The sequence below is a fragment of the Streptomyces sp. B5E4 genome, assembly GCF_039871555.1.
Taxonomy (GTDB): Bacteria; Actinomycetota; Actinomycetes; order Streptomycetales; family Streptomycetaceae; genus Streptomyces.
In genome coordinates this window covers 44,144-70,049 of sequence record NZ_JBDPMI010000039.1, presented here as the reverse complement: position 1 = coordinate 70,049, position 25,906 = coordinate 44,144, and the positions used below count along the sequence as shown (strand labels likewise).

Annotated in this window: 20 protein-coding genes and 2 tRNA genes; 19 read left to right on the top strand and 3 right to left on the bottom strand. The window is 74.1% G+C overall.

Going from position 1 to position 25,906, the window contains the following annotated elements:
- Positions 1-133: 133 nt before the first annotated feature.
- Positions 134-2,230 (bottom strand): hypothetical protein, encoded by a 2,097-nt coding sequence (locus ABGA99_RS33085; RefSeq protein WP_347577988.1) that lies wholly within the window; start codon positions 2,228-2,230, stop codon positions 134-136.
- Positions 2,231-2,563: 333 nt separating this feature from the next.
- Between ABGA99_RS33085 and proB the strand changes: the two genes are divergently transcribed.
- From proB to ABGA99_RS33060, 5 genes are all read left to right on the top strand, one after another.
- The gene (gene proB, locus ABGA99_RS33080; protein WP_347577987.1) at positions 2,564-3,685 is read left to right on the top strand and encodes a glutamate 5-kinase; all 1,122 of its coding nucleotides are present in this window, start codon (positions 2,564-2,566) and stop codon (positions 3,683-3,685) included.
- 278 nt (positions 3,686-3,963) lie between these two features.
- Entirely contained in the window at positions 3,964-4,449 is a 486-nt protein-coding gene (locus ABGA99_RS33075) for a hypothetical protein (protein WP_347577986.1), read from the top strand.
- Between the two features lie 199 nt (positions 4,450-4,648).
- Positions 4,649-5,926: a glutamate-5-semialdehyde dehydrogenase gene (locus ABGA99_RS33070; protein ID WP_347577985.1), complete on the top strand. Its 1,278-nt coding sequence runs from the start codon at positions 4,649-4,651 to the stop codon at positions 5,924-5,926.
- A 208-nt stretch (positions 5,927-6,134) separates the two neighbouring features.
- On the top strand, positions 6,135-6,617 hold the full coding sequence (locus ABGA99_RS33065) for a hypothetical protein (RefSeq protein WP_347578002.1): 483 nt from the start codon (positions 6,135-6,137) through the stop codon (positions 6,615-6,617).
- 188 nt (positions 6,618-6,805) lie between these two features.
- Complete coding sequence (locus ABGA99_RS33060) at positions 6,806-7,891, top strand: hypothetical protein (RefSeq protein ID WP_347577984.1); 1,086 nt, start codon at positions 6,806-6,808, stop codon at positions 7,889-7,891.
- 132 nt (positions 7,892-8,023) lie between these two features.
- On the opposite strand, the gene ABGA99_RS33055 is transcribed toward ABGA99_RS33060, so the two are convergent.
- On the bottom strand, positions 8,024-9,100 hold the full coding sequence (locus tag ABGA99_RS33055) for a M48 family metallopeptidase (RefSeq protein ID WP_347577983.1): 1,077 nt from the start codon (positions 9,098-9,100) through the stop codon (positions 8,024-8,026).
- Between the two features lie 242 nt (positions 9,101-9,342).
- On the opposite strand from ABGA99_RS33055, the gene ABGA99_RS33050 reads away from it, so the two are divergent.
- From ABGA99_RS33050 to ABGA99_RS33025, 6 genes are all read left to right on the top strand, one after another.
- Positions 9,343-9,525 carry a hypothetical protein gene (locus ABGA99_RS33050; protein WP_347578001.1) on the top strand — a complete coding sequence of 61 codons (183 nt, stop codon included), beginning with the start codon at positions 9,343-9,345 and terminating at the stop codon, positions 9,523-9,525.
- 26 nt (positions 9,526-9,551) lie between these two features.
- Positions 9,552-10,121: a nicotinate-nucleotide adenylyltransferase gene (gene nadD / locus ABGA99_RS33045; RefSeq protein ID WP_347577982.1), complete on the top strand. Its 570-nt coding sequence runs from the start codon at positions 9,552-9,554 to the stop codon at positions 10,119-10,121.
- 97 nt (positions 10,122-10,218) lie between these two features.
- The gene (locus ABGA99_RS33040; RefSeq protein ID WP_347584084.1) at positions 10,219-11,913 is read left to right on the top strand and encodes a LytR C-terminal domain-containing protein; all 1,695 of its coding nucleotides are present in this window, start codon (positions 10,219-10,221) and stop codon (positions 11,911-11,913) included.
- Positions 11,914-12,013: 100 nt separating this feature from the next.
- Positions 12,014-12,445 carry a ribosome silencing factor gene (gene rsfS / locus ABGA99_RS33035; protein WP_347577980.1) on the top strand — a complete coding sequence of 144 codons (432 nt, stop codon included), beginning with the start codon at positions 12,014-12,016 and terminating at the stop codon, positions 12,443-12,445.
- The gene (locus ABGA99_RS33030) at positions 12,438-13,073 is read left to right on the top strand and encodes a histidine phosphatase family protein (protein WP_347577979.1); all 636 of its coding nucleotides are present in this window, start codon (positions 12,438-12,440) and stop codon (positions 13,071-13,073) included. Before rsfS ends, ABGA99_RS33030 begins: the two co-directional genes overlap by 8 nt.
- 97 nt (positions 13,074-13,170) lie before the next feature.
- A tRNA-Ala gene (locus ABGA99_RS33025) sits at positions 13,171-13,243 on the top strand.
- Between the two features lie 135 nt (positions 13,244-13,378).
- On the opposite strand, the gene ABGA99_RS33020 is transcribed toward ABGA99_RS33025, so the two are convergent.
- Entirely contained in the window at positions 13,379-14,305 is a 927-nt protein-coding gene (locus ABGA99_RS33020; RefSeq protein WP_347584083.1) for a helix-turn-helix transcriptional regulator, read from the bottom strand.
- Between the two features lie 101 nt (positions 14,306-14,406).
- On the opposite strand from ABGA99_RS33020, the gene ABGA99_RS33015 reads away from it, so the two are divergent.
- The 8 genes from ABGA99_RS33015 (at position 14,407) to ABGA99_RS32980 (ending at position 25,892) form a co-directional block, all read left to right on the top strand.
- Entirely contained in the window at positions 14,407-15,897 is a 1,491-nt protein-coding gene (locus tag ABGA99_RS33015; protein WP_347577977.1) for an MFS transporter, read from the top strand.
- 246 nt (positions 15,898-16,143) lie between these two features.
- Positions 16,144-16,377, top strand: a complete 234-nt coding sequence (locus tag ABGA99_RS33010) for a hypothetical protein (protein ID WP_026276023.1) — start codon at positions 16,144-16,146, stop codon at positions 16,375-16,377.
- Positions 16,378-16,417: 40 nt separating this feature from the next.
- A tRNA-Ala gene (locus ABGA99_RS33005) sits at positions 16,418-16,490 on the top strand.
- Between the two features lie 174 nt (positions 16,491-16,664).
- The gene (gene leuS, locus ABGA99_RS33000; protein ID WP_347577976.1) at positions 16,665-19,523 is read left to right on the top strand and encodes a leucine--tRNA ligase; all 2,859 of its coding nucleotides are present in this window, start codon (positions 16,665-16,667) and stop codon (positions 19,521-19,523) included.
- 229 nt (positions 19,524-19,752) lie between these two features.
- Entirely contained in the window at positions 19,753-20,499 is a 747-nt protein-coding gene (locus ABGA99_RS32995; protein WP_347577975.1) for a hypothetical protein, read from the top strand.
- A gap of 111 nt (positions 20,500-20,610) precedes the next feature.
- Entirely contained in the window at positions 20,611-21,465 is an 855-nt protein-coding gene (locus tag ABGA99_RS32990; RefSeq protein ID WP_347577974.1) for a DegV family protein, read from the top strand.
- A gap of 871 nt (positions 21,466-22,336) precedes the next feature.
- The gene (locus ABGA99_RS32985) at positions 22,337-23,050 is read left to right on the top strand and encodes a ComEA family DNA-binding protein (protein ID WP_347584082.1); all 714 of its coding nucleotides are present in this window, start codon (positions 22,337-22,339) and stop codon (positions 23,048-23,050) included.
- Positions 23,051-23,210: 160 nt separating this feature from the next.
- Positions 23,211-25,892, top strand: coding sequence for a ComEC/Rec2 family competence protein (locus ABGA99_RS32980; protein WP_347584086.1), 2,682 nt, complete (start codon positions 23,211-23,213; stop codon positions 25,890-25,892).
- Positions 25,893-25,906 lie beyond the last annotated feature (14 nt).

Below are 25,906 nucleotides of genomic sequence, written 5' to 3'. Positions count from 1 at the left end.
ATGCTCCCGCGGGCCGCCGCCGTTCATGCCACCGGGTCCGGGTCGGCGTCCGGGTCCAAGCCCGCCTCCGCGATCGCGTCGGCGTTCTCGTCCGTCGCCGGGTCCTTCACCGGGTCCGTCTCCGGGACGCGGCCTAGACGCCCGCCGGCTCCTCCGGCTCCAGCTCCATCTCTTCGGCCGCGTCCCGACGCTGAGAAGGGATATCGGACTCCCCTCGCGCGTCCATGCGCGCCGCGCGCGCGTCCGCCTTGGCACACAGCGCCACCGCGGCGGCGTTGAAGCGCACCAGCGACGGCGGTTCCGAGGGTCCGAGCAGGTGCTCCTTCAGCTCGGCGCGGGCCCGCACCAGGGTGTCGTGCTCCGGCTCGCGGACGGCCCGGAGCAGGGCGGGGATCTGCTTCGCCTTCGGGCCGAGGACGGTGCCGGCCCGTACGGTCGGGAACTCCGCCTTGAACTCCGCCTCCGTCAGGCCGCTGGTGTTGGCGACCGCGTACGGCTTCTCGCTGGTCAGGTAGTCGGAGATGACGCTGGAGACATCGCTGACCAGCACGTCCGCGACGTTGAAGCAGGCGTAGATGCCGGGGCGGGAGTCGGTGATGACCTGGTGCTCCCAGGTGGGCAGCGAGGCCCAGTACGCCTCCTCCCAGGCGGCGGTCGCGGCCTGTACGGCCTCGGCCCGGCCCGCCTCGGGGGAGGACTGGACGAGCATGCGCTCGACCTCGTCGGCGCCGGTCCGGAAGGACGTGGTGGCCAGTTCGTCCAGCACCGCCTGCACCCGGGCCAGCTCCGCGGCGGCCTCCGGCCCCGGCCGCTCGGCGCCCCGGCCGCCGCCGGCGGCCTCGGTGGCCATGGCGGCGTTCGCCTCGGCGATCATCGCCTGGATCCGCTTGTTGGCCTCGCCCGCGCGAACGTCGACGGAACCGGTCAGCGGGTGCGGCTTGTAGAGCAGCCGCACGCCGGGGTCGGCGAGCAGTTCGCGCACGATGTTCTCGCCGGCCAGCACGACGGAGGTGTTGCCGGGGTTGCCGTCCCAGCCCTCCCAGGTGGGGGCGTAGAGCACCGTGGTCGGGCCGCCGGCGGGCGGCGGGCCGGCGTACGGCCGGATCGGCGCGAGCTGCGGGCGGCCGACCTCCACCACGTCGTGGTCGTCGACGCCGATGTCGGCGAGCTGGTAGCGGTCGCGGGCCGCGGGTCCCGCCACCCACACCTCGTCGTACGCCTTGGCGTACGGATTGCAGCTCGACAGCTTGTCGCTCTCGCCATGGTTGGTGAAAGCGTGCTTGATGGTGGGGATGCGCAGCACCTGGGAGGTCTTCCCGGAGTTCGCCGGGTGCAGCAGCATCTTCAGCGTCGAGTGCTCCAGGAGCATCAGGTCGGCGACCTTGGGGAGGCAGACGATCGGCACGTCGGTGGCCGTGATCTTCTGCACCATGAACCGCTCGCGGAGCACGATCAGCGGCCTGCCGTCGAGGGCGGCCAGCGTGGAGACCCACATGTTGGCCTGGTACGCGGACGTGGCGCCGCCGGAGAAGTAGAGGCCGACCGTCGGCCGGTACTCCTGCAGCCAGCCGGCGAACCACTCGCGTACCCGCTCGTCGTCGGCCGTGCGCTTGGCGGGCAGCAGCCAGGTCGCCAGATACAGGGCGCCGCCCACGCTCAGCGACAGCGAGATGCCGAGGCCCAGCACGCCCCACACCGCGTCCGCGGTGGCGGCGGTGGTCAGCAGCCCGACCGTGACCGGCACGGAGAGGTACAGCAGGCGGTGGCTGGAGCGGCGGGCGAGGATCCGCGGCGGCGCGGGCGCGAGGCCCAGCGCGGAGACGTCGATGTTGCGGGTGACGACCGGCACGGTGCGGTCCCGGCGCACCATGATCGTGACGCCCTGGATGAGGAAGTGCACCAGGTACGACGACAGCAGCATGACCGTCAGCGCGGACTGCTCCCGCAGCGGCTCGATGCCGTCGATCTGCAGCAGGCCGAAGAGGATGAGCATGTCGCGCAGCAACTGGCGGACCATGACGTCGAAGCGGACCCTGCTGAGCAGGGAGAGCAGCCCGGGCTGCCGGTGCTGCAGATAGAGGTCGAGGGCGAGGCCGCCCGCGGCCGCGACGACGAGCAGGGGCACGTGGGGCTTGAGCGCGCCGACGAGCTGCGCGCAATACGCTGCTAGCAGCGTTGTCAGCGCCATGAGCTGCACGGCGCGGCGGGGGGCGATACCGGCGAAAGGCACGGGTGCTGACTCCTGGCAGGGAGGTCGTGAGGACAGTCCCGGGACCGCGTGGTTCCGGGGGTGGTAGGGAGTTGACCCCAGACCGTATGACGGTCACGGGCCAGGAGACAATTCTCCACCCGGCATGGGCCGCCAATCGGGCGCAAATGCACGTAGCGGGTGTGGGTGGTCTTTTCGTTTTTGTGATCAGCACAGGAATGCGGGGCCGCCGCGGCGCCGGGTGTCCGGGCGGGTGTCCGTACCGTGGGACGGCGCCGCCGGGTGGCCGGGCGGTGGCGTAGATTCGCAGTTCCGTACGTATGGGACGCGGGCCGGGAAAGCGCAGGGGTGCAGGTGGCAGGGGCGAGTCGGGAAGCCGCGGCGGCGGCCCGCAGGATCGTCGTGAAGGTGGGGTCGTCCTCGCTGACCACCGCGGCCGGCGGGCTGGACGCGGACCGGGTCGACGCGCTGGTGGACGCGCTCGCCAAGCATCGCGACCGGGAGATCGTGCTGGTCAGCTCGGGGGCCATCGCCGCCGGGCTGGCGCCGCTCGGACTCGGCAAGCGCCCCCGCGACCTGGCCAGGCAGCAGGCGGCGGCCAGCGTCGGGCAGGGGCTGCTGATGGCCCGCTACACCGCCTCGTACGCCCGTTACGCCAGGCGCGTCGGGCAGGTGCTGCTGACCACCGACGACATGAGCCGGCGCACCCACTACCGCAACGCGCAGCGCACCCTGGAGCAACTGCTCGCCATGGGTGCCGTGCCCGTCGTCAACGAGAACGACACCGTGGCCACCGAGGAGATCCGCTTCGGCGACAACGACCGCCTCGCGGCCCTCGTCGCCCATCTGGCCCGCGCCGACCTGCTGGTGCTCCTCTCCGACGTCGACGGCCTCTACGACGGTCCGCCGAGCGCGCCCGGCGCCTCCCGCATCGCCGAGGTGCGCCACCGCGGCGAGCTGGCCGGCGTCCGGCTGGGGCCCGCCGGGCGGGCCGGGGTGGGCACGGGCGGCATGGTGACGAAGGTGGAGGCCGCCAGGATCGCCACCGGCGAGGGCGTGCCCGTCGTGCTGACCTCCGCCGTGCACGCGGACGCGGCACTGGCGGGGCAGCCCACCGGCACGTACTTCCACCCCACCGGCCGGCGCGCCCGCGGCCGGCTGCTGTGGCTCGCGCACGCCTCCACCCCGCTGGGGGCGCTGGTGCTGGACGACGGCGCGGTACGGGCCGTCACCGAGCGGCGCACGTCGCTGCTGCCGGCGGGGATCAAGGGCGTGGAGGGCAGGTTCACCGCGGGCGACCCGGTGGAGCTGCGGGACACCGCGGGCCGAGCGGTCGCCCGCGGGCTGGTCGCCTTCGACGCCGAGGAACTGCCGCGGCTGCTCGGGCGCTCCACCCGGGAGCTGGCCAAGGAGCTGGGTCCTGCGTACGAGCGCGAGGTCGTGCACCGGGACGACCTCGTGGTGCTCGACAGGTGAAACCCGCGACAGCCCCCGGCAACCCCCGGCAACCCCCGGCAACCGAGGTGCCGCAAGCGGCGGGCGGCGACCGGCGGTTGAGCGGCGGCGCGTGGAACGTGCCGTGAGACACGTGCCGCACCCCGCGTGAGACCGGCGCGCGGGGCGCGAAAAAACCGGTGTCGCGGCGGGGACCTTGGGCAAAAGCACCACGGGCGGGCGCGTCGGCTGGTCAACTTTGTTGTATGGGGCTGCCGCGGCGCGCAGCCCGTTGCAGACTCGTATTCAGGAGGCCGCCCGTGACACAAGGGCGTCCAGGGGCGCTGCCCCGGGGAACGGCACAGCGGACGCTGACCAGCGTCAAGGGGACCGGAGGTGGCCATACGGGCAGCGCGGAGGAGCCGGCGACCGCGGCGGACGCCGACGGACCCGCCGCGGACGGTGCCCACCGGCTGTGGCACGTCACGCTGAGCGTCGCAGGACCCGAGGCCCCGCTCAAGGAGATCAGACGCGGTCTGGAGCGGCTGGCGCACGACCATCCCTTCCTGCTGACCAGCCGCTATGCCAACGACCACGCCGAGATCCGCTACTGGGAAGAGGCCCGCGACCTGCACGACGCGGCGGCCGTGGCGCTGCGGCTGTGGGGGGAGCACCGGGCGTCGGCGCAGTTGCCGCCGTGGGAGATCGTCGGCCTGGAGGTGATCGCGCGGGAGACGTACCACCAGCGCATCGCCGACGGGTACGGGCCGGCTCGGGCGGTGCCGGTGGGGGTGCATCCGTTCTGAGCCGGGCGGGCGATCCGGGGCGGCACGGGGCGGTACGGGGGCGTACGACCCGGAGTGCGCGGCGGCGTCCGCGCCCCGGGGCGGCTGCCGGCGCACGCGCACGAGGTGAAGCGCGGGAGCACGCATCCGCCGGTGCCCGCGTCTCGCGGAGTGATACGGCCCGTCCAGGATGTCGGCACCGCCGACTACCCTGCTCGGCATGAGCAGCGAAACCCAGTCCCCGGTCCGCCAGGCCGCCCAGCGGGCGCGTACCGCGGCGGCGATGATCGCCCCGCTGCCCCGCGCGGCCAAGGACGCCGCCCTGCTGGCCGTCGCCGACGCGCTGGAGGCGCGCGCCGCGGAGGTCGTCGCGGCCAACGCCGAGGACGTCGCCCGGGCGCGGGCCGACGGGGTCTCCGACGCGATCGTGGACCGGCTGACGCTGACCGAGGAGCGCGTCGCGGGCGTCGCCTCCGACGTCCGGGACGTCGCCAAGCTGCCGGACCCCGTCGGCGAGGTGATCCGCGGCTCCACGCTGCCGAACGGCCTGGAGCTGCGCCAGGTGCGGGTGCCGCTGGGCGTCGTCGGCATCATCTACGAGGGCCGGCCCAACGTCACCGTGGACGCCGCCGCGCTGTGCCTGAAGTCGGGCAACGCGGTGCTGCTGCGCGGCTCCTCCTCCGCGTACGCCTCCAACGCCGCCCTCGTCGCCGTGCTGCGCGACGCGGTGGCCGCCGCCGGGCTGCCGCCGGACGCGGTGCAGTTGGTGCCCGGGCAGGGCCGGGAGTCCGTGCACGAGCTGATGCGCGCCCGCGGCCTGGTCGACGTGCTGATCCCGCGCGGCGGTGCCGGTCTCATCCGCACCGTCGTCGAGGAGTCCACGGTCCCGGTGATCGAGACCGGCACGGGCAACTGCCACGTGTACGTGGACGAGCACGCCGACCTCGACCTCGCCGAGAAGATCCTCGTCAACTCCAAGGCGCAGCGCCCCAGCGTGTGCAACGCCGCCGAGACCGTCCTCGTCCACCAGGCCGTGGCCGACGCCTTCCTGCCCCGCGCCCTGCACGCCCTCCAGGCCGCGGGCGTCACCGTGCACGGCGACGACGCCTGGGTGAAGGCGGGCGCCGCGGCCGGCGTGGAGGTGCCGCTCGCCGACGACGAGGACTGGGCCACGGAGTACCTGTCGTACGACATCGCCGCGGCCGTGGTGCGCTCCCTGGACGACGCGGTGGCGCACATCCGCCGCTGGTCCTCCGGGCACACCGAGGCCGTCGTCACCCGGGACACCGGCGCGGCCCGCCGCTTCACCGCCCTGGTGGATTCCGCGGCGGTCATGGTGAACGCCTCCACCCGGTTCACCGACGGCGCGGAGTTCGGCTTCGGCGCGGAGATCGGCATCTCCACCCAGAAGCTGCACGCCCGCGGGCCGATGGGGCTGCCGGAGCTGACCTCGACGAAGTACGTCGTGACGGGCGACGGCCAGCTCAAGGGCCAGTAGCCCGGCGCCGGGCCGCCGAACGGCCCAGCGGCGCTCCCGGGGGCCGAGCGGCGGTGCCGGGGCCGCGAGGAGGCCCCACAGACGCCTTCTCAGGCCCCGCGCGCCCCCGTGCGGGTGCCCCGGGGTGGCCGGGACCCTGCGTCCGGATCCCCGCGCTGCCTGGCGCATCCCGACTGTCCCGGTTTACGCTGGTCGGGTGCCGGACGATGTGGGGGGCAGGCCACCGTACGCCGACGGTGACGAGCCCGACAGCCACCACCACGGAGGCGCGGACGAAGAGTTCGCCGCCGTGGTCCTCGACGAGGACTTCGTCCGCTCTGCCCACTTCCACGAGCCCAGCGCCGTGGAGCGCCTGGTCGGCGCCGCGGAGGCGCGGGCCCAGGCCGAGGCCGTCCTCGACGACGCCACGCAGGACGACCGGATGTACGACGGCTGGGACGACCCCGACGCCCCCGACCCGTACGGCCCCTACGGCGGCGTCCTGCGCCCGTACCGCGGCCGCGGGCACTGGCAGCGCCCCGTCGCCCTGCTGCTCGCCCTCCTCCTCGGCGTCGGCATAGTCGCGCTGTCCTTCGCCGCCGTGTACCGTTCCGGCCCCGACGGCCGCGACGACGCCCCGCCCCCCGGCGGCTCCAGCCCCTCGGCCACGACCGGCGCGGACGCCCTCGAACCGTCGCTGGCACCGCGCTGACACCTCGCCGGCGGCGCGCCGGACCCCGCGGGACCGCCGCCGGCGATCTGCCGCAACCGCTTCCGCCCGATTGATCCTCACCCTCCCCCTACGTCCTGCGGCCGTGGGCGGTACCCCCACCGGCGCAGCGGCAAGTTGGCGTTGACGCGCCGGTTTACGGGGGGCGCCGCGGACCTACTCTTCTGTATATGGCCGGGCACGAAGGCCCGCCCGACGGGACACCCGAGCGCGCCCCCGGAGGCGGAGACGACGAATACCGCTCCATCGTCTTCGATGAGGCGTTCGTCAAGGCTGCCCGCCTGGAGGAGTACTCCGCCCGCGAGCGCGTCGGCGACCACACCCCCGCCGTCCGCAGCCGCCACCCCCAGCGGCCCGGCGCCTCCCGGCAGGCCCTGGTGCTCGTCCTGCTCATCGCGCTCGCCTTCGGCACCGCCATCTACATGGGCGTACGCCACCCCTACCGGCAGCCCGGCATCCCCGCCGCGGCGCCGCTGCGCAGCACCGTCGTCCCGCTGACGCCCGACGGCCGGGTGCCCGGCGGCGAGCCCGCCGAGCTGATCGCCGGCAGCCCCGCCGCCGGCTTCGGCGCCGGCGCCGACGGCATCGAGCTGCCGGACCCGGACGCGACCCGGCACTTCACCGAGGAGCAGGTCGTCCAGGCCCTCACCGCCAGCAAGGACTACCTCGTCACCTCCGCGGTCGACGTCCACACCCTCACCGGCGGCAACGTCCGCGACGTACGCGTCCAGCTCGACCCGCAGCAGCACGGCCAGTTCGACCAGAGCCTCGCCCGCCCCGCCGACGACGGCAGGCACGCCGCGACCGGCTGGATGGTCCGCTTCGACCCCGAGCACGTGCAGCTTGCCGACCGGAGCGTGCGGGTCGACGGCGCGGTGACGTTCGCGGAGGTCAGCGACCAGGAGCTGGAGGTCAGCGCGGACCACGTCTTCGTCTACGTGCTGCGCCCCGCGAAGGCGTCCGCCGAGGCGTCCGGGAGGGCGGACGCCTCGCTGTTCACCGTGCGCCGCCAGGTGCGCATCCGCTTCGACCACGACGACCTGCGCGACCGGCAACTGGAGCTGGCCGAGACCGCGCTGACCGCGGGACCGCTGGCGTGCACCGCGGACGCCGCGGCGTATCTGCGGCCGCTGCTGGCCGGTGAGCGGGACCCGCGGAAGACGCCGCACGGGACCAACCCGTTCGCGACGCCGGGGCAGTTGAGCGGCTCGCTGTGCGGGGTGCTGGACACGGGGCAGGCGACGAAGGCGTCGTAAGCCCGCGGGGGTACGGACCGGAGGCGCGCCCCGCACGACCGGAAGCACCCCGCGAACGACGCCGCCGCCCCCGGGACGAGGGGGCGGCGGCTTGCGTACGGTGGGCGCTCGCTGAGCGGAGGGGGACGGTGCTCAGTTGGGCGAGGCGTCCGCGGGGCCGGAGCCGTCCGACGGGGCGGAGCCGCCGGAACCGCGGCTGTTGAAACGGTCCCGCAGCTTGCCGCCTATGTCGGCCGTGCCGCCCGCGATGTCGTTGACGAGCCGCAGCAGCGGGTCCTTGCTGTTCTTCACGGTGTCCGCGTAGCTGCTGGCCGACTCGCGGAAGGACTCGCGCGCGGAGGTGTCCTTGTCCTCGTCGCGCCGCGGGTAGTGGCCGTCCATGATCCGCTGGTAGTCGCGGCTCTCCGACCACTTCTTCAGCTCGGCGGCGCGGATGGTGGTGAACGGGTGGCTGCGCGGCAGCACGTTGAGGATCTTCAGGACGGAGTCGCGGACGTCGCCCCCCTTGTCGTACTCCTCGGCCTGCTGGAGGAACGCGTCCACGTTCATCTGGTGCAGGTGGTTGCCGCCGGCGAGCTTCATCAGCCCGCGCATCGACGCCTCCAGGTCCTGCCCGACGAGCAGCCCGGCGCGGTCCGCCGACAGCTCCGACTTGCGGAACCACTCCAGCAGCGCGGCGATGATGGCCCGGATCGCCAGGGCGCCCAGCGGGATCCAGGCGAGCGCGAGGGCGAGGTTGGTGAGGAAGAGCATGATCGTGCGGTACACCGAGTGGCCGGACAGCGCGTGGCCCACCTCGTGCCCGACGACGGCCCGCATCTCCTCCTCGTCGAGCAGCTCGACGAGGCCGGTGGTGACGACGATGATCGGCTCGTCCATGCCGATGCACATCGCGTTGGGCTGGGGGTCCTGCTTGACGTACATCTGCGGGACCTTGTCGAGGTCCAGGATGTAACAGGCGTCGCGCAGCATGTCGTGCAGGTGCTGGAACTGCTGGTCGCCGACCCGCACCGAGTCGGAGAGGAACAGCAGCCGCAGCGAGCGCTCCGGCAGCATGCCGCTGATCGCCTTGAAGACCTTGTCGAAGCCGGTGAGCTTGCGCAGCGAGACGAGCGCGGAGCGGTCGGCCGGGTGCTCGTAGGCCCGCGAGGAGATGCCGGGGAACCTCCTGCGTTCTCGGCTCGGCACGTTCTTGTTGAGTTCAGGCATGTCTGTCCGTCCCCTCCCCGTACGTCTGACCCCCAAGGCTAGTGCGACAACGGGCCGGCGCGGCCGGGAGTTCCGTAGCAGGTTCGTCACGGCATCCGTACCGGACGGTGACCTGGGCGGCCGCCACGGCGGCGATCCCGCCCGGCGCCCCCGATGGCGGAGCCGACGTGGGGGCGGGCCGCGGACCCGCTTACGATGTCGAGGCACGCCCACCCGACGACACCGGATTGGCCACCGTGACCATGAGCGCTCTGACCGCCGCCCACGACCTCGCCGTGACCCTCGCCTCCGCATCCGAGAGCGGTGGCGGCGGCGAGCACGAAGGCAGCGGCTCCAGCCTGAACCCCTACTTCGTGGGCGGGAGCACGCTGTTCATCCTGCTCCTCCTGCTCTTCATCACCACCCGCTTCAACCGGGACCGCTGACGGCGGTGAGGCGCAGACTGGGCGTGATGGGCGGGACGTTCGACCCCATCCACCACGGTCACCTGGTGGCGGCGAGCGAGGTCGCCGCCCGCTTCCACCTCGACGAGGTGATCTTCGTGCCCACGGGCGAGCCGTGGCAGAAGAGCGACAAGGCGGTCTCGCCGCGCGAGGACCGCTACCTGATGACCGTGATCGCCACGGCGTCGAACCCGCAGTTCTCGGTCAGCCGCATCGACATCGACCGCGACGGCCCGACGTACACGATCGACACCCTCCGGGAGCTGCACGGGCTCGAACCGGAGGCGGAGCTGTTCTTCATCACCGGCGCGGACGCGCTCTCCCAGATCTTCACCTGGCGGGGTGCGGAGGAGCTGTTCTCGCTGGCCCACTTCATCGGGGTGACCAGGCCGGGTCACCGGTTGCACGACCCCGGGCTGCCCGAGGGCAGGGTGTCGTTGGTCGAGGTTCCCGCGCTCGCCATCTCGTCCACGGATTGCCGGGAACGGGTGGCTCGGGACGAACCCGTCTGGTATTTGGTGCCAGACGGCGTTGTGCGCTACATCAACAAGCGAAGGCTTTACCGCGACAAGGATTGACGCGCAGGATCTACGGAGCGGCGGGGGCCGCACGGGGAGCGAAGGGTAAGCACGGGGGGACCATGGGCGGGGATTGCCCATTATGGAAGGGGCACCAGTGAACGACGGATACCGCGGCCCGCAGGGCCACGACCCGTACCAGGACCCCTACGCCCGCGGCTATGACGCGTACGGACAGCCGGGCTACGACTACGACCGGCAGGGCGCCCCCGAGGATCCCGGCGCCCAGGGCTACCGTGACCCCGCGACCGGCTACGGGTACGACTACGACCCGTACGCCCAGCAGCCGCCCCCGCCCCAGCAGAACGCCCCCTATCCGCCCCAGGCCCCCCACCCCCGGGCGCAGCGGCAGCACTACGCCCCGCAGGCCCCGCCGCCGGCCGTCGGGTACGACTACGACTACGACCCGTACGGCCCCGCCGCGCGCTCCGGCGAACAGCCCGTGACGCCCGTACCGCCCGACGGCGAGTGGGGGCGCATCCCGCAGCAGCGCCCGCCGGGGGAGGAGCCTCCTGGCCGGGGCGGGCCGCGGCACGAGCCGCGCGAGTACGCCACCGAGCAGTTCTCCTTCGTCGAGGACGAGACCGAGTCCTCCGAAGACGTCATCGACTGGCTGAAGTTCACCGAGAGCCGCACCGAGCGGCGCGAGGAGGCCAAGCGCCGCGGCCGCAACCGCCGCGTGGCGCTGCTGGTCGTCATGGTCCTCGCCGTGCTCGGCGGCAGCGGCTATCTGTGGGCCACCGACCGCCTGCCCTTCGTCGGCGGCGACTCGGCGCCCGCGGCGGCGGGTGAGGAGAAGCGCGACACCCTCGTGGTGCACCTGCACGACACCGACGGCGGCGCCAGCGCCACCGCGCTGCTCGTGAACAACGCCACCACCGGCAAGGGCACCACCGTGCTGCTGCCCAACGACCTCGCCGTCTCCGGCGACGACGGCACCGCGACCACCCTCGGCCAGTCCGTCGACGAGCAGGGCGCGGGCGCCACCCGGGACGCGATCGACGCGCTGCTCGGCTCGCAGATCAAGGGAAGCTGGCGGCTGGACACCCCGTATCTGGAGATCCTCGTGGAGGGCGTCGGCGGCATCACCCTTGACGCCGACGCGACCGTGCCCGGCGCGAAGAAGGGCGACGACCCGCTGGTCGAGAAGGGCCAGAAGCGCAGGCTCAACGGCAAGCAGGCCATCGCCTACGCCACCCACCTGGCGGACGGCGAGCCGCAGACGGCGCAGTTGCAGCGCTTCGGGCAGGTCATGCAGTCCGTGCTGAGGAACCTGCCGAGCGACACGGCGGGCGCGAAGAGCCTGGTGAAGTCCATGGGCATGGTCCTGGACCCGTCCCTGTCCGAGGCCGAGCTGGCCGCGTCCCTGGCGTCGCTGTCGGAGCTGGCCAAGGAGGGCGCGTACGCGACCGAGGCGCTGGATGTCGGCGGCGACGGGCGGCCGAGCGAGCAGGCCACGCGGAAGGTCGTCGAGGAGGTCCTCGGCGGCACGGTCAAGAACCCCGACGGGACCGCCGCCCCGCGGGTCAGCATGCAGAACGGCACGGGCAGCGCCAAGCCGGCGGAGACGGCGAAGGTCGCGCTGGTCAACGGCGGCTTCACGTTCGTCGACGGCGGCCGGGCGGCGGAGCCCGCGGCGTCCTCCGAGGTGCGCTACGCGGACGCGGCGGCGAAGGAGCAGGCCGTGCAGGTCGCCAAGACGCTGGGGCTGCCGGAGCAGACGGTGACCAAGGGCAGGACGCCGGCGAACGCCGACGTGGTGGTCGTCCTCGGGCAGGACTACGAAGGGTGACGGTGCCGGGAGCCGCGGGGCTGTCGTACGGGCGTGAGATCCTGGAATACGTATCCGCAGCGATACCCCGAGTTCCCGACAGAAGTGGACAGCCCCGCCCGTGACCGCAACGGACCGCTCCATCGACCTCGTCAGCACCGCGGCGCAGGCCGCCGCCGACAAGCTCGCGCACGACATCGTCGCGTACGACGTCAGCGACGTCCTCGCCATCACCGACGCCTTCCTGCTCGCCTCGGCGCCCAACGACCGCCAGGTCAAGGCGATCGTGGATGGCGTCGAGGAGGCGCTGCTGAAGGAGCGCGGCGCCAAGCCGGTGCGGCGCGAGGGCGAGCGGGACGGCCGCTGGGTCCTGCTGGACTACTCGGACATCGTGGTCCACGTGCAGCACTCCGAGGAGCGGGTGTTCTACGCGCTGGAGCGGCTGTGGAAGGACTGCCCGGAGCTCGGCCTGCCGCCGGACGCGGTGGCCACCCGCGGCCGCGCCGCGGAGTACGCGGAGGCGCACGGCGACGGGGCCCGGCGGGATGCGTGACCGCCGGATCGTCCTGTGGCGGCACGGGCAGACGGCCTGGAACCTGGAGCGGCGCTTCCAGGGGCAGACCGACATCGAGCTGACCGAGGCGGGCGTGCTGCAGGCGCGGCGCGCCGCCCGGCTGCTGGCGGCGCTGCGGCCGGACGCGATGATCTGCTCCGACCTGCTGCGCACGCGCGCCACGGCCGCGGAGCTGGCGTCGCTGACGCGCCTTGAGGTGACGTACGACAGCGCGCTGCGGGAGACGTACGCGGGCGTCTGGCAGGGGCTCACGCACGACGAGATCATCGCGCAGCACGGCGAGCAGTACGCGGCGTGGAAGCGCGGCGAGCCGGTGCGGCGCGGCGGCGGGGAGCTGGAGACCGAGGTCGCGGACCGGGCGGCGCCGGTGGTGCTGGCGCACGCCGACAAGCTGTCGGAAGCCGGCACGCTGGTGGTGGTCAGCCACGGCGGCACGATCCGCACGACGATCGGGCGGCTGCTGGGCATCGAGCCGCGGAACTGGGAGGCGCTGGGCGGGCTGTCGAACTGCAGCTGGTCGGTGCTCGGGGAGTCGGTGCGCGGCTGGCGGCTGCTGGAGCACAACGCGGGCAGTCTGCCGGAGCCGGTGCTGGGCGACGACACGTAAGTGCCGGGGCGGCGTCCCGGAAACCGATTTTTGTTTCCGGGCCCCTTCCGGCTAAGCTCTGTCTCGTTCGCCCCGCCGGTCCGGAGGGCGGCTGCAAGGGGCTATAGCTCAGTTGGTAGAGCGCTTGCATGGCATGCAAGAGGTCAGGAGTTCGATTCTCCTTAGCTCCACAAAACCGATCGGCGACGTGTGCCCGCGGAGAGCGCGGACCATGTCGCCTTTGTCGTTTCTGCGCGGACTCCGTCCGCGCCTGGCGGGGGCTTCGCCACCCGCACCCCGCTCACTCCGGCAGCCCCGCGCCAGTTTCACCCCGCCTCCGGACGGCCGGCCGCCTGGCGGGCGCGTTCCTCCGACAGGGGGCGGGCGTGGGCCGGGCAGCCGATCAGCGGGTCCGCCAGCGTCCGCAGGCAGCCGAGCAGGGCGCGGCTCGCGTCGTCCGCGGGGGAGTAGACCACGATCCGGGTCTCCGGCATGCCCGTGATCGACAGCGACGTCGACACGCAGCGCAGCTCGCCGACCGAGGCGTGCTGGACGACCTTGACGCGCGAGCCAGGCGGCGCCACGTCCCCGCTGCGCCACATCTCCGCGAAGTCCTCGCTCGTCTCGGACAGGCTGCGGATCAGCCGCTCCCAGGACGGCTCGCCGACGTGCCGCCCGTAGGCTCCGCGGAACGTGGCCACCAGGATCGGCAGCTCCTCGTCCCGGTTGACCATCGCGCAGCAGCAGGCGCGGGCGGAGAAGAGCTGCCACAGCACGTTCCGGCCGTCCGGCTCGGCGGCGCGGACGGCGGGGAACATCCGCTCGTACAGCTCGTTGGCGGCGAGCACGTCATAGCGGGAGTTGTAGACCGCCGCGGGCAGGTCCATGGCGGCCAGGATCCCCCGCACCTCCGGGCCGACGGACTGGGCGGCGGCGGCCGGCGCGGGCGCGTACGGCACCTCGGCCAGGTGGTACAGGTGCTCGCGCTCCATCGCGTCCAGACGCAGGGTGCGCGCCACCGCGTCGAGCACCTGGGGGCTGGCGTTGATGCGCCGGCCCTGCTCCAGCCACGTGTACCAGGTGACGCCGACGCCGGAGAGCTGCGCGACCTCCTCGCGGCGCAGCCCCGGGGTGCGGCGCCGCGGTCCCGGCGGCATGCCGACGTCGGACGGGGTGATGCGCGCCCGGCGGCTGCGCAGGAAGGCCGCCAGTTCCGGCCTGCGGCGTCCGGTCGCCGTCGTCGTCATGCTCATACCCCCAGGGTCAGGGCATTCCGCCCGCCGTGCCAGGTGCTGTCAGTACCAGCATCAGCAGGCTCTCATTACCAGTACGGCGCCGGGGAGATGCTCTCGGTATGCGTGACACCACCACGACGTCCCCCGCCGGCAGCGCCGCGTCCGGCACCCCTGCTGCCTCCAGTAAAGCGCCCGGCACCGACAACGCTCCCGGCACACGTACCGGCTGGCTTCTCGGCATCGTCCTCGCCGGGCAGTTCATGGCGCTGCTCGACGTCTTCATCGTCAACGTCGCCGCCCCCACCATGCGCACCGATCTGGGCACCTCCGGCGCCGAGCTGCAACTGATCATCGCCGGGTACGTCATCTCGTACTCGGTGCTGCTGATCACCGGCGCCCGGCTGGGCGCCATGCTCGGCCACCGCCGCATGTACCTCGGCGGGCTGGTGCTCTTCACGGCCGCCTCCCTCGCCTGCGGGCTGGCCGCCACCTCCGGCCAGCTCATCGCGTTCCGGCTGGTGCAGGGCGCGGGCGCGGCGGCGATGATCCCGCAGGTGCTCAGCCTCATCCAGCGCAACTTCACCGGCACCGAGCGGGTCCGGGCCCTCGGCGTCTACGCGGCCGTCCTGGCGACCGGCGCGGCCGCCGGGCAGATCGCCGGCGGCCTGCTGGTCAGCGCCGACCTCTTCGGCTGGAGCTGGCGCCCGGTGTTCCTGGTGAACGTGGTGGTGGGCGTGCCGCTGCTGGTGCTCGGCGCCCGGCTGCTGCCGCGCGACGAGCCGCGGCCCGCGGGCGGCGCCCCGTACGGCGGGGTCCTCGACCGAGGCGGCCTGGTGCTGCTGGCCGCCGCGGTGACCCTGTTCACCGTGCCGCTGGTGCTCGGGCAGGAGCTGGACTGGCCCGTCTGGGGCTGGGTCATGCTGGGCGGCAGCGTCGCGGCGGCGGTGGCCTTCGCGGCGTACGAGTCGAGCCTGGCCCGGCGCGGGGGCGTGCCGCTGTTCCCTCCGCGCGTGGTGCGTGCGCCGGGGATGCCCGTGGCCGTGGTGCGCTCCGGGCTTGCGATGGTGCTCAACGGCGCGTTCATGTTCGTCATGGCGCTGCATCTGCAGGCCGGGCTCGGCTTCGGCCCGCTGCGCGCGGGGCTGACCTTCGTGCCGACCGCCGTTGCCTTCGGGGCGGCCGGGCTGACCTGGCAGCGACTGCCGGAACGGCTGCGCCCGGCGCTGGTGCCGGCGGGCTTCGTGACGCTCACGGTGTCGTTCCTGGCGGTGGCGCTGGCGATGCGCGACGGCGGCGAGGGCGGTCCCGGCTTCTACGCCGGGCTGACCGGCGTCGGCCTCGGTCTGGCGCTGGCCTTCAGCCCCAACCTGACCGCCGCGCTCGCGCTCGTACGCACCGAGGACGCGCCGCACGCCAGCGGCCTGATGACGACCACGGCACAGCTCGGCGGACTCATCGGCGTGGCGACGATCGGCACCCTGTATCTGGAGCGCGTGGGCGCGCTGACGGCGCAGAGTTCCGCGGACGCGGTAGCGGAGGCGTTGCTCGCGCTGGCCGCTGTGGGGGTGCTCGGGCTGCTTGCGGGGGTTCGGTACCGGTATCGGCGCTGACCACCTCGGCCGCGCGTGGCAGAATCACAGCATCCTCACAGGGCGGAAGCCGAAGGGAGGGGCTGCGAGATGCCTTCGTGCGCCACCAGGAGGCAGCCGGCGGCCGACACCCGCCGGCCCGGAGCGGTCCGCGTCTCCGCCCTGCACTGTCCAGCCTGCGGTTCCTCGCACGTCGCGCAGGTGCTCGGTGACAACGGCGGAGTGTCCTATGTGTGCACGGCCTGCGGCCATAGCTGGAGCTGAGTGATGGGAGCACACAGCAGGAAGTGCGACTGGTGCGGAAACGGCACCCCCATCGTGCGCGACATGGAGCCGCTCAACCCCGACTACCAGTACTGGTGCGAGGAGTGCGCGCGAGCGCTGATCATAAAGGGCGATCCCATCGAGACCTACCGCGAGCTGGAGGGCGAGCCGATCTACGGCCGGCTGCTGGACGAGCACTGCACGCTCAAGCGCTTCTACTCGTTCGCGACGGCCTGATCCCGCACCCCCGCCGGTGGGGTAGGGTGAAGCCCGCCCAGGGGCTATAGCTCAGTTGGTAGAGCACTTGCATGGCATGCAAGGGGTCAGGAGTTCGAATCTCCTTAGCTCCACTCGGCTCCCCTTCCGGCTGCGATATCCTGAGCGCATGCGTGCCCGACGCCTTCTGCTTAGCGGGCCGCGCTGACGGCAGGAAACACTCAGCGCGGCGTCCCCTCCTGTGCGAGGGGATTTTTCGTTTCCGCATCCGGAACCGCAGGCAGAGACCACCAGGAGCTTTGAGGACCATGAGCAGCGAGACGACCACCGCCGCCGCCACCGAGTCGGTGCCGCCGACGGCACCGCACCGCTACACCGCGGCCCTGGCGGCCGAGATCGAGGGACGCTGGCAGGACTTCTGGGAGCGCGAGGGCACGTACGCGGTGGACACGGCCGCGGCGTCGGACCGGCCCCGGAAGTTCATCATGGACATGTTCCCGTACCCCTCGGGTGCGGGTCTGCACGTGGGCCACCCGCTGGGGTACATCGCCACCGACGTCTCCGCCCGCTACCAGCGCATGACGGGCCACGACGTCCTGCACACGATGGGCTTCGACGCCTTCGGCCTGCCCGCCGAGCAGTACGCCGTGCAGACCGGCACCCACCCGCGCGTCACCACCGAGGCGAACATCGCCTCCATGCGCCGCCAGCTGGGCCGCCTGGGCCTGGGGCACGACAGGGACAGGTCGTTCGCCACGATCGACCCGGACTACTACAAGTGGACCCAGTGGATCTTCCTCAAGATCTTCGAGTCCTGGTACGACGAGGAGGCCGACGCCGCCCGCCCGATCGCCACCCTGGTCGAGCAGTTCGAGACCGGCAAGCGCGAGACGCCCGACCGGCGCCCCTGGGGCGAGCTGACGCCCGAGGAGCGCGCCGAGGTGCTGAGCGGCTACCGCCTGGCGTACGCCTCCGACTCCCCGGTCAACTGGTGCCCCGGTCTGGGCACCGTGCTGGCCAACGAGGAGGTCACCGCCGACGGCCGCTCCGAGCGCGGCAACTTCCCCGTCTTCAAGGCCAATCTGCGGCAGTGGATGATGCGGATCACCGCCTACGCCGACCGGCTGCTGGCCGACCTGGCCGAGCTGGACTGGCCCGAGGCCATCAAGCTGCAGCAGCGCAACTGGATCGGCCGCAGCGAGGGCGCCCGCGTCGACTTCCCCGTTGGGGGAGGTCACGAGGGCACGCAGATCTCCGTCTTCACCACCCGCCCCGACACCCTGTTCGGCGCCACCTACATGGTGCTGGCACCCGAACACCCGCTGGTCGACGGCATCGTCCCGGCCGGCTGGCCGCAGGGCACCCACGAGGTGTGGACCGGCGGGCACGCCACGCCCGCGGAGGCGGTGGAGACGTACCGCGCGCAGTCCGCCGCGAAGTCCGACGTGGAGCGGCAGGCAGAAGCCAAGGAAAAGACGGGCGTGTTCACCGGCGCGTACGCCCTGAACCCCGTCAACGGCGAGCGCGTCCCGGTTTTCATCGCCGACTACGTCCTGATGGGCTACGGCACCGGTGCCATCATGGCCGTGCCCGGACAGGACGAGCGCGACTGGGAGTTCTCCGAGGTCTTCGAGCTGCCCATCATCCGCACCGTGCAGCCGCCCGCGGACTGGGACGGCAAGGCGTACACCGGCGACGGACCCGCGATCAACTCCGCCGGGGACGGCATCGACCTGAACGGCCTGGAGGTCGCCGACGCCAAGCGGAAGATCATCGCCTGGCTGGAGGACAAGGGCGTCGGCGAGGGCACCGTCAGCTTCCGGCTGCGCGACTGGCTGTTCAGCCGCCAGCGCTACTGGGGCGAGCCCTTCCCGATCGTCTACGACGAGAACGACGTCGCCCACGCCCTGCCCGAGTCGATGCTGCCGCTGGAGCTCCCTGAGGTGAAGGGTGCCGAGGGCTACTCGCCGCGCACCTTCGACCCCGACGACGCGGACAGCCGCCCCGAGACCCCCCTGTCGCGCAACGCGGACTGGGTGAACGTCACCCTGGACCTGGGCGACGGCTCGGGGCCGCGGCGCTACCGGCGCGAGACCAACACCATGCCCAACTGGGCCGGCTCCTGCTGGTACGAGCTGCGCTACCTGGACCCGCACAACGCCGAGCAGCCGGTCGACCCGGCCGTCGAGCGGGCCTGGATGGGCCCGGCCGAGGGCAAGCCGCACGGCGGCGTCGACCTGTACGTCGGCGGCGCCGAGCACGCCGTGCTGCACCTGCTGTACGCCCGCTTCTGGTCCAAGGTGCTGTACGACCTGGGGTACGTCTCCTCCGCCGAGCCGTTCCACAAGCTGTTCAACCAGGGCATGATCCAGGCGTATGTCTACCGCGACGCCCGCGGCTTCCCGGTGCCCGCCGCGGAGGTCGAGGAGCGCGACGGCGGCTACTGGTACGGCGGCGAGCGGGTCAGGCGCGAGCTGGGCAAGATGGGCAAGTCCCTGAAGAACGCCGTCACGCCGGACGAGATCTGCGCCGAGTACGGCGCGGACACGCTGCGGCTGTACGAGATGGCGATGGGCCCCCTGGACGTCTCCCGCCCCTGGGACACCCGCGCGGTCGTCGGCCAGTACCGGCTGCTGCAGCGGCTGTGGCGCAACGTCGTCGACGAGTCGACCGGCGCCGTGACCGTCGTGGATGCCGAGCCGGACGAGGAGACGCTGCGGGCGGTGCACAAGGCCGTCGACGGGGTCACCAGGGACATGGCGGGGCTGCGTTTCAACACCGCCATCGCGAAGGTGACGGAGCTGAACAACCACGTCACCAAGCTGCCCGCGGTGCCGCGGAGCGTCGCCGAGGCGCTGGTGAAGCTGGTCGCGCCGCTGGCGCCGCACGTCGCCGAGGAGCTGTGGCACCGGCTGGGGCACGGCACCACGGTGGTCTACGAGCCGTTCCCGGTCGCCGATCCGCGGTACGTGGTCGACGAGACGGTCACGTGCGTGGTGCAGGTCAAGGGCAAGGTCAAGGCCCGGCTGGAGGTGTCGCCGGACATCGCCGAGGCGGAGCTGGAGGCGGCGGCGCTGGCGGACGACGCGGTGGTCCGGGCGCTGGGCGGGGCGCCGGTCCGGAAGGTGATCGTACGGGCGCCGAAGCTGGTGAACATCGTCATCTGAGGGCGCCCGGCGCCTTCGTGCACGGCGAGGAGCACCCGGGGAGCCGCCCCGGGACCGGCCGCGGGATCAGCCGCGGAGCGGTCCCCGGGGCGTTCCCTAAGGGACGATTCCGGGAAGGCCGGGGGCCGATGGGGCCGCCCGGCCTTTCCCGTACCCGTACGCTGGAGGGAAGACCGCCTGCCGTGGCCGCGCGGGCCCGTACGGCCCGAGATGGAGGGATGCAGACCTCATGGACGTCGTCGTCGCTCTGCTGGCGCTGTTCTTCGTGCTCTGTCTCGCGGCGGGCGTGGTCCTGACCGTGAAGGCCACGCGGGCGGTGAAGCGCGGCGTCGAGCGCACGGTGGCCGACACCCGCAGAACGGTCCAGGAGACGACGCTCAGGGCCCGCCGCGCGGTGCAGCCCGGTGCGGCCGGCGACATCGCCGGCCTGCGGCTCTCCCTGCGCAACTCCATCGACTCCACCCGCCGCGAGCTGGAGCACGCGGTGCAGGGCGACCCCGGGCTGCGGGAGTCGATCGGCCTGCTGGACCGGCTCCATGAGTACGCGCGCCAGGTCGACGGCGAGCTGCGGCACCTGGAGCGGGAGCCGGAGAAGTCGCGCGTCGCGGAGCGGCTGCCGGAGCTGCGCAGCCGCGCGGAGCGGATCGCGCAGTCGGCGAACTCGCTGCGCTGGGCGGCGCAGGACCGCGCGCGGCACACGGCCGAGGACGAGGACGGGCTGGACGCGCTGACGTCGCAGATCGACCTGGAGACCGGCGCGCTGCGGCACTGGACGCCGGCGGCGGAGCAGGAGGCCGCCCCGGGCGCCGCGTCCTCCGGGGCGCCGTCCGGGGACAAGGCACGGCCGGCGGACGGCGCGGGCCGGTCGCCGAAGCAGCAGGCGGCGCTGTCGTCCGGCGGGACGTCGGAGGGGCAGGACGCCTTCCAGGCGCTGCTGTCGAAGATCGAGAAGATGCGCAGGCCGGAGTCGGCGTAGCGCCGTCCGGGGCCGGGACACCGGGCGTGACCTCGGCGTATCGTCTAGCCCGTACGCGCCGTGCGGGCCCTCGGATGCGGGGTGTTCGGCGAGCCCAGTAGTGTCTTGGGCATGTCCCCCGATGTCGCGATCGTCGCCGATTCCACGGCCTATCTGCCGCCCGAGGCGATGCGGCGGCACGGCATCATCTCCGTCCCGCTGACCGTCGTGCTCGGCGACCGGGCGCTGGAGGAGGGTACCGAGATCTCGGCCCGCTCGCTGGCCGAGGCGCTGCGCAAGCGGAATCCGGTGACGACGTCGCGGCCCAGCCCGGCGCTCTTCGCGGCGACGTACCGGAAGGCGGCGGAGGCGGGCGCGCGGGGCATCGTGTCGCTGCACCTGTCGGCGGAGTTCTCCGGGACGTACGACGCGGCGGTGCTGGCGGCGAAGGAGGCGCCGGTGCCGGTGCGGGTGGTGGACACCCGGATGGTGGCGATGGCCCTCGGCTTCTGCGCGATCGCCGCCGCGGAGGCGGCGGAGGCGGGCGGCACCGTGGACGACGCGGTGGCGGCGGCGGAACGGCGGGCGGCGGGCACGTCGGCGTTCTTCTACGTCGACACCCTGGACTACCTGCGCCGGGGCGGCCGGATCGGCACCGCCCAGGCGCTGCTGGGCTCGGCGCTGGCGGTCAAGCCGCTGCTGCGGCTGGACGGCGGGCGGATCGAGCTGCTGGAGAAGGTCCGTACGGCGGGGCGGGCGATCCTGCGGCTGGAGGAGCTGGTGCTCGAACGGGCCGCGGAGGGCCCGGTGGACGTCGCGGTGCACCACCTGGCGGCGGCGGAGCGCGCGGCGGAGCTGGCGGACCGGCTGCGGGAGCGGGTGCCGGGGCTGGCGGAGCTGCACCTGAGCGAGGTGGGCGCGGTGATCGGGGCGCACACGGGGCCGGGGCTGCTGGGCGCGGTGGTGTCGCGGCGGGGCGGCGCATAGCCGCGGGTTGTCCACAACCGGCGAGTTATCCACAGGAATTGCCGGTGATCATCGGGGGCGGGGGCGGGGCTCGTACCTTCGGGCCATGAGCGCACGCACGGGTACGGAGACCAGGGGACCGGGCCGCCACGAGCCGCGCAGGCGCCGCCTGCGCGGGAGCGCGGCGGGCGCGGGCAGGGCGGCGGGGGAACCCCGGAGCACACCGCGGGAGCACGTACGGCACAGAGCAACGACGATGCTCAAGCCCTCACCCCCACACGCCCGCCACCCCCCGGGCGGACCACGGCCACACCTCCGCTGGACCAGCGAGGACGCCCCGCGCTTCCCCCGGAGGGGGGCGGGCGGCAAGGCAGGGCGGTCGCTCGCGGAGCGGTCGGCCCCGGGGGAGCCGGGACGGTCCGGCATGGTGCGGCGTGCGGCGGGGGAGTCGCACGGGTCGCACGCCACGGAGCCGACCGCCGCGCCGGGGTGGCGCCGGGGCGGTGGGGCTCGTGCCGGTGACTCCGCGGGGGAGGAAGCCCGCCAAGCGGCGCCCGGTACCCCCTCTTTGCCGTCGGGCGCGCCCGCGGAGAGCGCCGACCGGGCGGTGCCGCCTGAGGCGACGCCGCGCGGTGCGGGTGGCGGGGCGTGCTCGCCGGGACCGCAACGGCGGTTTGCCGGCCAGGCCACGGGCAGCGACGGCGTCGGCGTGGTGTCGGCCCGGGGCTCCGCACCCACTCCCGCGGCTGCCTCCGCCCCCGTGCCCGCCGCCCGTGCACCCGCGCCCACCCCGGCTCCCGCCTCCGTGGCCACCGCGCCTGTCCCGGGCTCCGGGCGCGGCGCTTCTCCACCCGGAGAGGAACGTGACGAACCGGCCCTCGACCGCGGGGAGATGGGGCGGTGGGAGCGGTGGGGGGTCGCGGTGCGGGAGCGGCTGCCGATGTGGATCCGGCTGCGGTGCGGGCTGGAGCCCGCGACGTGCGCGGCCCTCGTACTGGTGCTCGTCGCCGGGGTCGCTCTCGCGGCGTACCACTTCTGGTCCGGCCGGCCCCAGCCCGTACGGGCTCCGGAGGCACGCGGCTCCGCGCCACCGCCCGCCGCCGAGGCGGCGGTGCCGGACGCCGCGGGGGAGCCCGGCGCCGGGGCGGCGGCGGACGTGGTGGTGGACGTCGTCGGCAAGGTGCGCGAGCCGGGTGTCCACCGGCTGCCTGCCGGGTCCCGCGTCGAGGACGCCTTACGCGCCGCGGGCGGCGTCCGTCCCGGCGCCGAGGCGGACGGGCTCAACCGGGCGCGCCCGCTGGTCGACGGCGAGCAGATCGTCGTCGACCACCCGCCGCCCGCGGCGCCGGGCACGCCACCGGCGGCCGGACCCACCCCGCCACCGGGAGGCGGCTCGCCGACGACCGGCCCCTCGGCGGTGGTGAGCCTCAACTCCGCGACGCCGGAACAGCTCGACGCGCTGCCGGGCATCGGCCCCGTGCTGGCGCAGCACATCATCGACTACCGCGACCAGAACGGCGGCTTCACCGACATCGGGCAACTCCGCGACGTGAACGGCATCGGCGACAGCCGCTTCGCGGACCTCCGCCCCCATGTCCAGCCGTGACCCCGCCGCGACCACGGCCATCGCCGCGGCACCTGGGCAACCCGCGTCACCCCGGGGCCGGTTACCGGCTGCGCGAGGGAGCAACGGCGCCACGGCACCTTCCGCTACGGCTGGGACGGCGGCGGAAGGGCCCGTCGATCTGCGGTTGGTGCCACCGGCGCTGGCCGCCTGGGCGGCGGCCGCCCTGGCGCTGGGCCGGGAGGGCGCGGCGGTGCCGGTGGCGTGCGGACTGGCAACGGCCGCCGCACTGGCGCTGCTTGCCGCCGCCCGCCTCCGCGGCAGGCGGGGCCGGCCGAGGCCCGGGCACCGCGCCGCCGCCCGGCCGGCTGCCGCGCCGTCGCGGGTGCTGGTGGCCGGGGCCGCCGCGTTGCTGTGCGGCGCCGCGGGGGCGGGGGTCGCGGCGTTGCACGGCGCCGACCTCCACCGCGGTCCGCTGCCCGCGGTCGCCGAGCAGTACGGGCAGGCCACCGTGGAGGTGGAGGTGACCTCCGATCCGCGACTGACCCGCCCGCACGTCCGCGGCCCGGCCGCCACCCCGGTCGCCGTGCTCATCAGAGCCGAAGCCCGCCACGTCACCACCCGCTCCACGGACACCTCCCCCGCGTCCCCGCACGACCCCGCGCCCTGGGACTCAGCCACCCCGCGCCCCGCCGATCCCGCACCCGATGCAGCCGACCCGTCGCCGACCATCCCCACCGACCTGACCTCCGCCTCACCGACCGTCCCCGCCGCCCCTGCCACCCCCGAAGCCACCGCCCCGCGACTGACCACCCCCGCCGACCCGTCGCCGACACCACCCGTCATCGCCCAGCCGGGGCCGCATGCCGCAGGCACCCCGCGATCCGTTCGCGTGCGGACCCCCGTGCTGGTCCTCGTGCAGCCCCGCGACGCCGCCGCGCGGCGGGCGTGGTCGGGGCTGCTGCCCTCGACCCGGGTGCGGGTCGAGGCGCGGGTCTCGCCCGGCTCCGGGGGCGGCCGGGCCGTGGGGGCCGTGCTGCGCGTCGGCCGGGACGGGCCGCCGGACGTCGTGCGCGGGCCCAGCGAGCTGCAGCGCGCCGCGGGCGCTCTGCGGGGCGGGCTGCGCGAGGCCACCGACGGGCTCGGCGCCGACGCCCGCGCACTGCTGCCCGGGCTCGTCGTCGGCGACACCTCCCGCATCCCCGCCGAACTCCAGGACGCCTTCCACGCCACCGACCTCACCCACCTCCTCGCCGTCTCCGGGGCCAACCTCACGATCGTCCTCGCCCTCCTCATCGGCCCGCCCCATCTCGCCGCCCGCGCCGAGCGCCGCGGGCTCGCCCCGCGGCTCGGCATCCCGCTGCGCGCCACCGCGCTCCTCGGCGGGCTCCTCACCCTCGGCTTCGTCGTCGTCTGCCGCCCCGAGCCGAGCGTCCTGCGGGCGGCGGCCTGCGGCCTCATCACCCTGCTCGCCCTCGGCACGGGACGGCGCCGCTCCCTGCTGCCCGCCCTCGCCGCCGCCGTCCTGCTGCTCGTGCTCTACGACCCGTGGCTGTCACGCGAGTACGGCTTCCTCCTCTCCGTGCTGGCCACCGCCGCCCTGCTCACCCTCGCGCCCCGCTGGAGCGCGGCGCTGCGCGCCCGCCGGGTGCCGCCACGGCTCGCCGAGGCGCTGGCCGCGGCAGGGGCCGCGCAGGCGGTGTGCGCGCCGGTCGTCGCCGTGCTGGCGGCGCGGGTCAGCCTGGTCGCGATTCCGTGCAACCTGCTCGCCGAGTTCGCCGTCGCGCCCGCCACCGTCCTGGGGTTCGCGGCGCTCGCCGTCGCCCTGCCCGCGATGCCGGCCGCCGAGGTGCTGGCGACGCCCGCCGGCTGGGCGGCGGAGTGGATCGCCGGGGTCGCCAGGACCGGGGCCGCGCTGCCGGGCGCCACGTACGGCTGGCCCGGCGGGTGGTACGGCGGGCTGGCCCTGGCCGCCGTGACTCCGCCGCTGCTGCTCGGCCTCGCCCGCCTGGCCCGCCGCCGGTGGCTCTGCGCCGCCTGCGCCCTTCTCGTGCTGCTCGCCGTGCTCCGCCCCGTCCCCCTCACCCGGGTCCTCACCGGCTGGCCGCCTGACGGCTGGCGCCTCGTGGCGTGCGACGTCGGGCAGGGCGACGCGCTCGCGCTGGCCGCGGGCGACGGGGAGGCGGTCGTCGTCGACACCGGTCCCGACCCCGCGCTGGTCGACCGCTGCCTGCGTGACCTCGGCGTCCGCCGTATCCCGCTGATCGTCCTGACCCACTTCCATGACGATCACGTCGCCGGGCTGGCCGGTGTCCTGCGCGGCCGGGCCGTCGGCGCCGTCCAGGTCGGCGGCCTCGACGAACCCCCGGGCCAGGCGGCCGCCGTGCGCCGTACGGCCGCCGCCGCGGGCGTGCCGGTGATCCGCGCGCGGCCGGGGGAGCGGCGCCGGGTGGGCGGGCTGTCGTGGCAGGTGGTGTGGCCGGCGGCCGGCGCACCGCCTCCGGCCGAGCCGAACGACGCCAGCGTCACCCTCCTCGTCGAGACCGCGGGCCTCACCGTTCTCCTGCCCGGGGACCTGGAGCCGCCCGCCCAGCGCGCGTTGCTCACCGCCGTCCCCCAACTGCCCCGCCTCGACGCCCTGAAGGTCCCGCACCACGGCTCCGCCTACCAGGACCACGAGCTGCTGCGGCGCCTCAAGCCCCGCTTCGCCCTCGTCAGCGCGGGCGCCGGCAACCCGTACGGCCATCCCTCGCCCCGTACCGTCGCCGCCCTGCGCGCCCAGGGAGCCGCGGTGCTGCGCACCGACCGGCACGGTCCCCTCGCCCTCACCGCCGAAGGAGAAGCCGGAGACCGCACCCCCGCCCTCACCCTCGGGGGCACCTAGACCAGCCGGCAATC

Bases quoted from the DNA above. Each gene is read 5' to 3' on its own strand.
- leuS (WP_347577976.1), top strand. From the start codon at position 16,665: ATGAGCAGCGAGACGACCACCGCCGCCGCCACCGAGTCGGTGCCGCCG.
- ABGA99_RS33010 (WP_026276023.1), top strand. From the start codon at position 16,144: ATGGGAGCACACAGCAGGAAGTGCGACTGGTGCGGAAACGGCACCCCC.
- ABGA99_RS32990 (WP_347577974.1), top strand. From the start codon at position 20,611: ATGTCCCCCGATGTCGCGATCGTCGCCGATTCCACGGCCTATCTGCCG.
- ABGA99_RS32985 (WP_347584082.1), top strand. From the start codon at position 22,337: ATGGGGCGGTGGGAGCGGTGGGGGGTCGCGGTGCGGGAGCGGCTGCCG.
- ABGA99_RS33070 (WP_347577985.1), top strand. From the start codon at position 4,649: ATGAGCAGCGAAACCCAGTCCCCGGTCCGCCAGGCCGCCCAGCGGGCG.
- ABGA99_RS33015 (WP_347577977.1), top strand. From the start codon at position 14,407: ATGCGTGACACCACCACGACGTCCCCCGCCGGCAGCGCCGCGTCCGGC.
- ABGA99_RS33050 (WP_347578001.1), top strand. From the start codon at position 9,343: ATGAGCGCTCTGACCGCCGCCCACGACCTCGCCGTGACCCTCGCCTCC.
- nadD (WP_347577982.1), top strand. From the start codon at position 9,552: ATGGGCGGGACGTTCGACCCCATCCACCACGGTCACCTGGTGGCGGCG.
- ABGA99_RS33055 (WP_347577983.1), bottom strand. From the start codon at position 9,100: ATGCCTGAACTCAACAAGAACGTGCCGAGCCGAGAACGCAGGAGGTTC.
- ABGA99_RS33030 (WP_347577979.1), top strand. From the start codon at position 12,438: ATGCGTGACCGCCGGATCGTCCTGTGGCGGCACGGGCAGACGGCCTGG.
- ABGA99_RS32995 (WP_347577975.1), top strand. From the start codon at position 19,753: ATGGACGTCGTCGTCGCTCTGCTGGCGCTGTTCTTCGTGCTCTGTCTC.
- ABGA99_RS33020 (WP_347584083.1), bottom strand. From the start codon at position 14,305: ATGAGCATGACGACGACGGCGACCGGACGCCGCAGGCCGGAACTGGCG.
- ABGA99_RS33060 (WP_347577984.1), top strand. From the start codon at position 6,806: ATGGCCGGGCACGAAGGCCCGCCCGACGGGACACCCGAGCGCGCCCCC.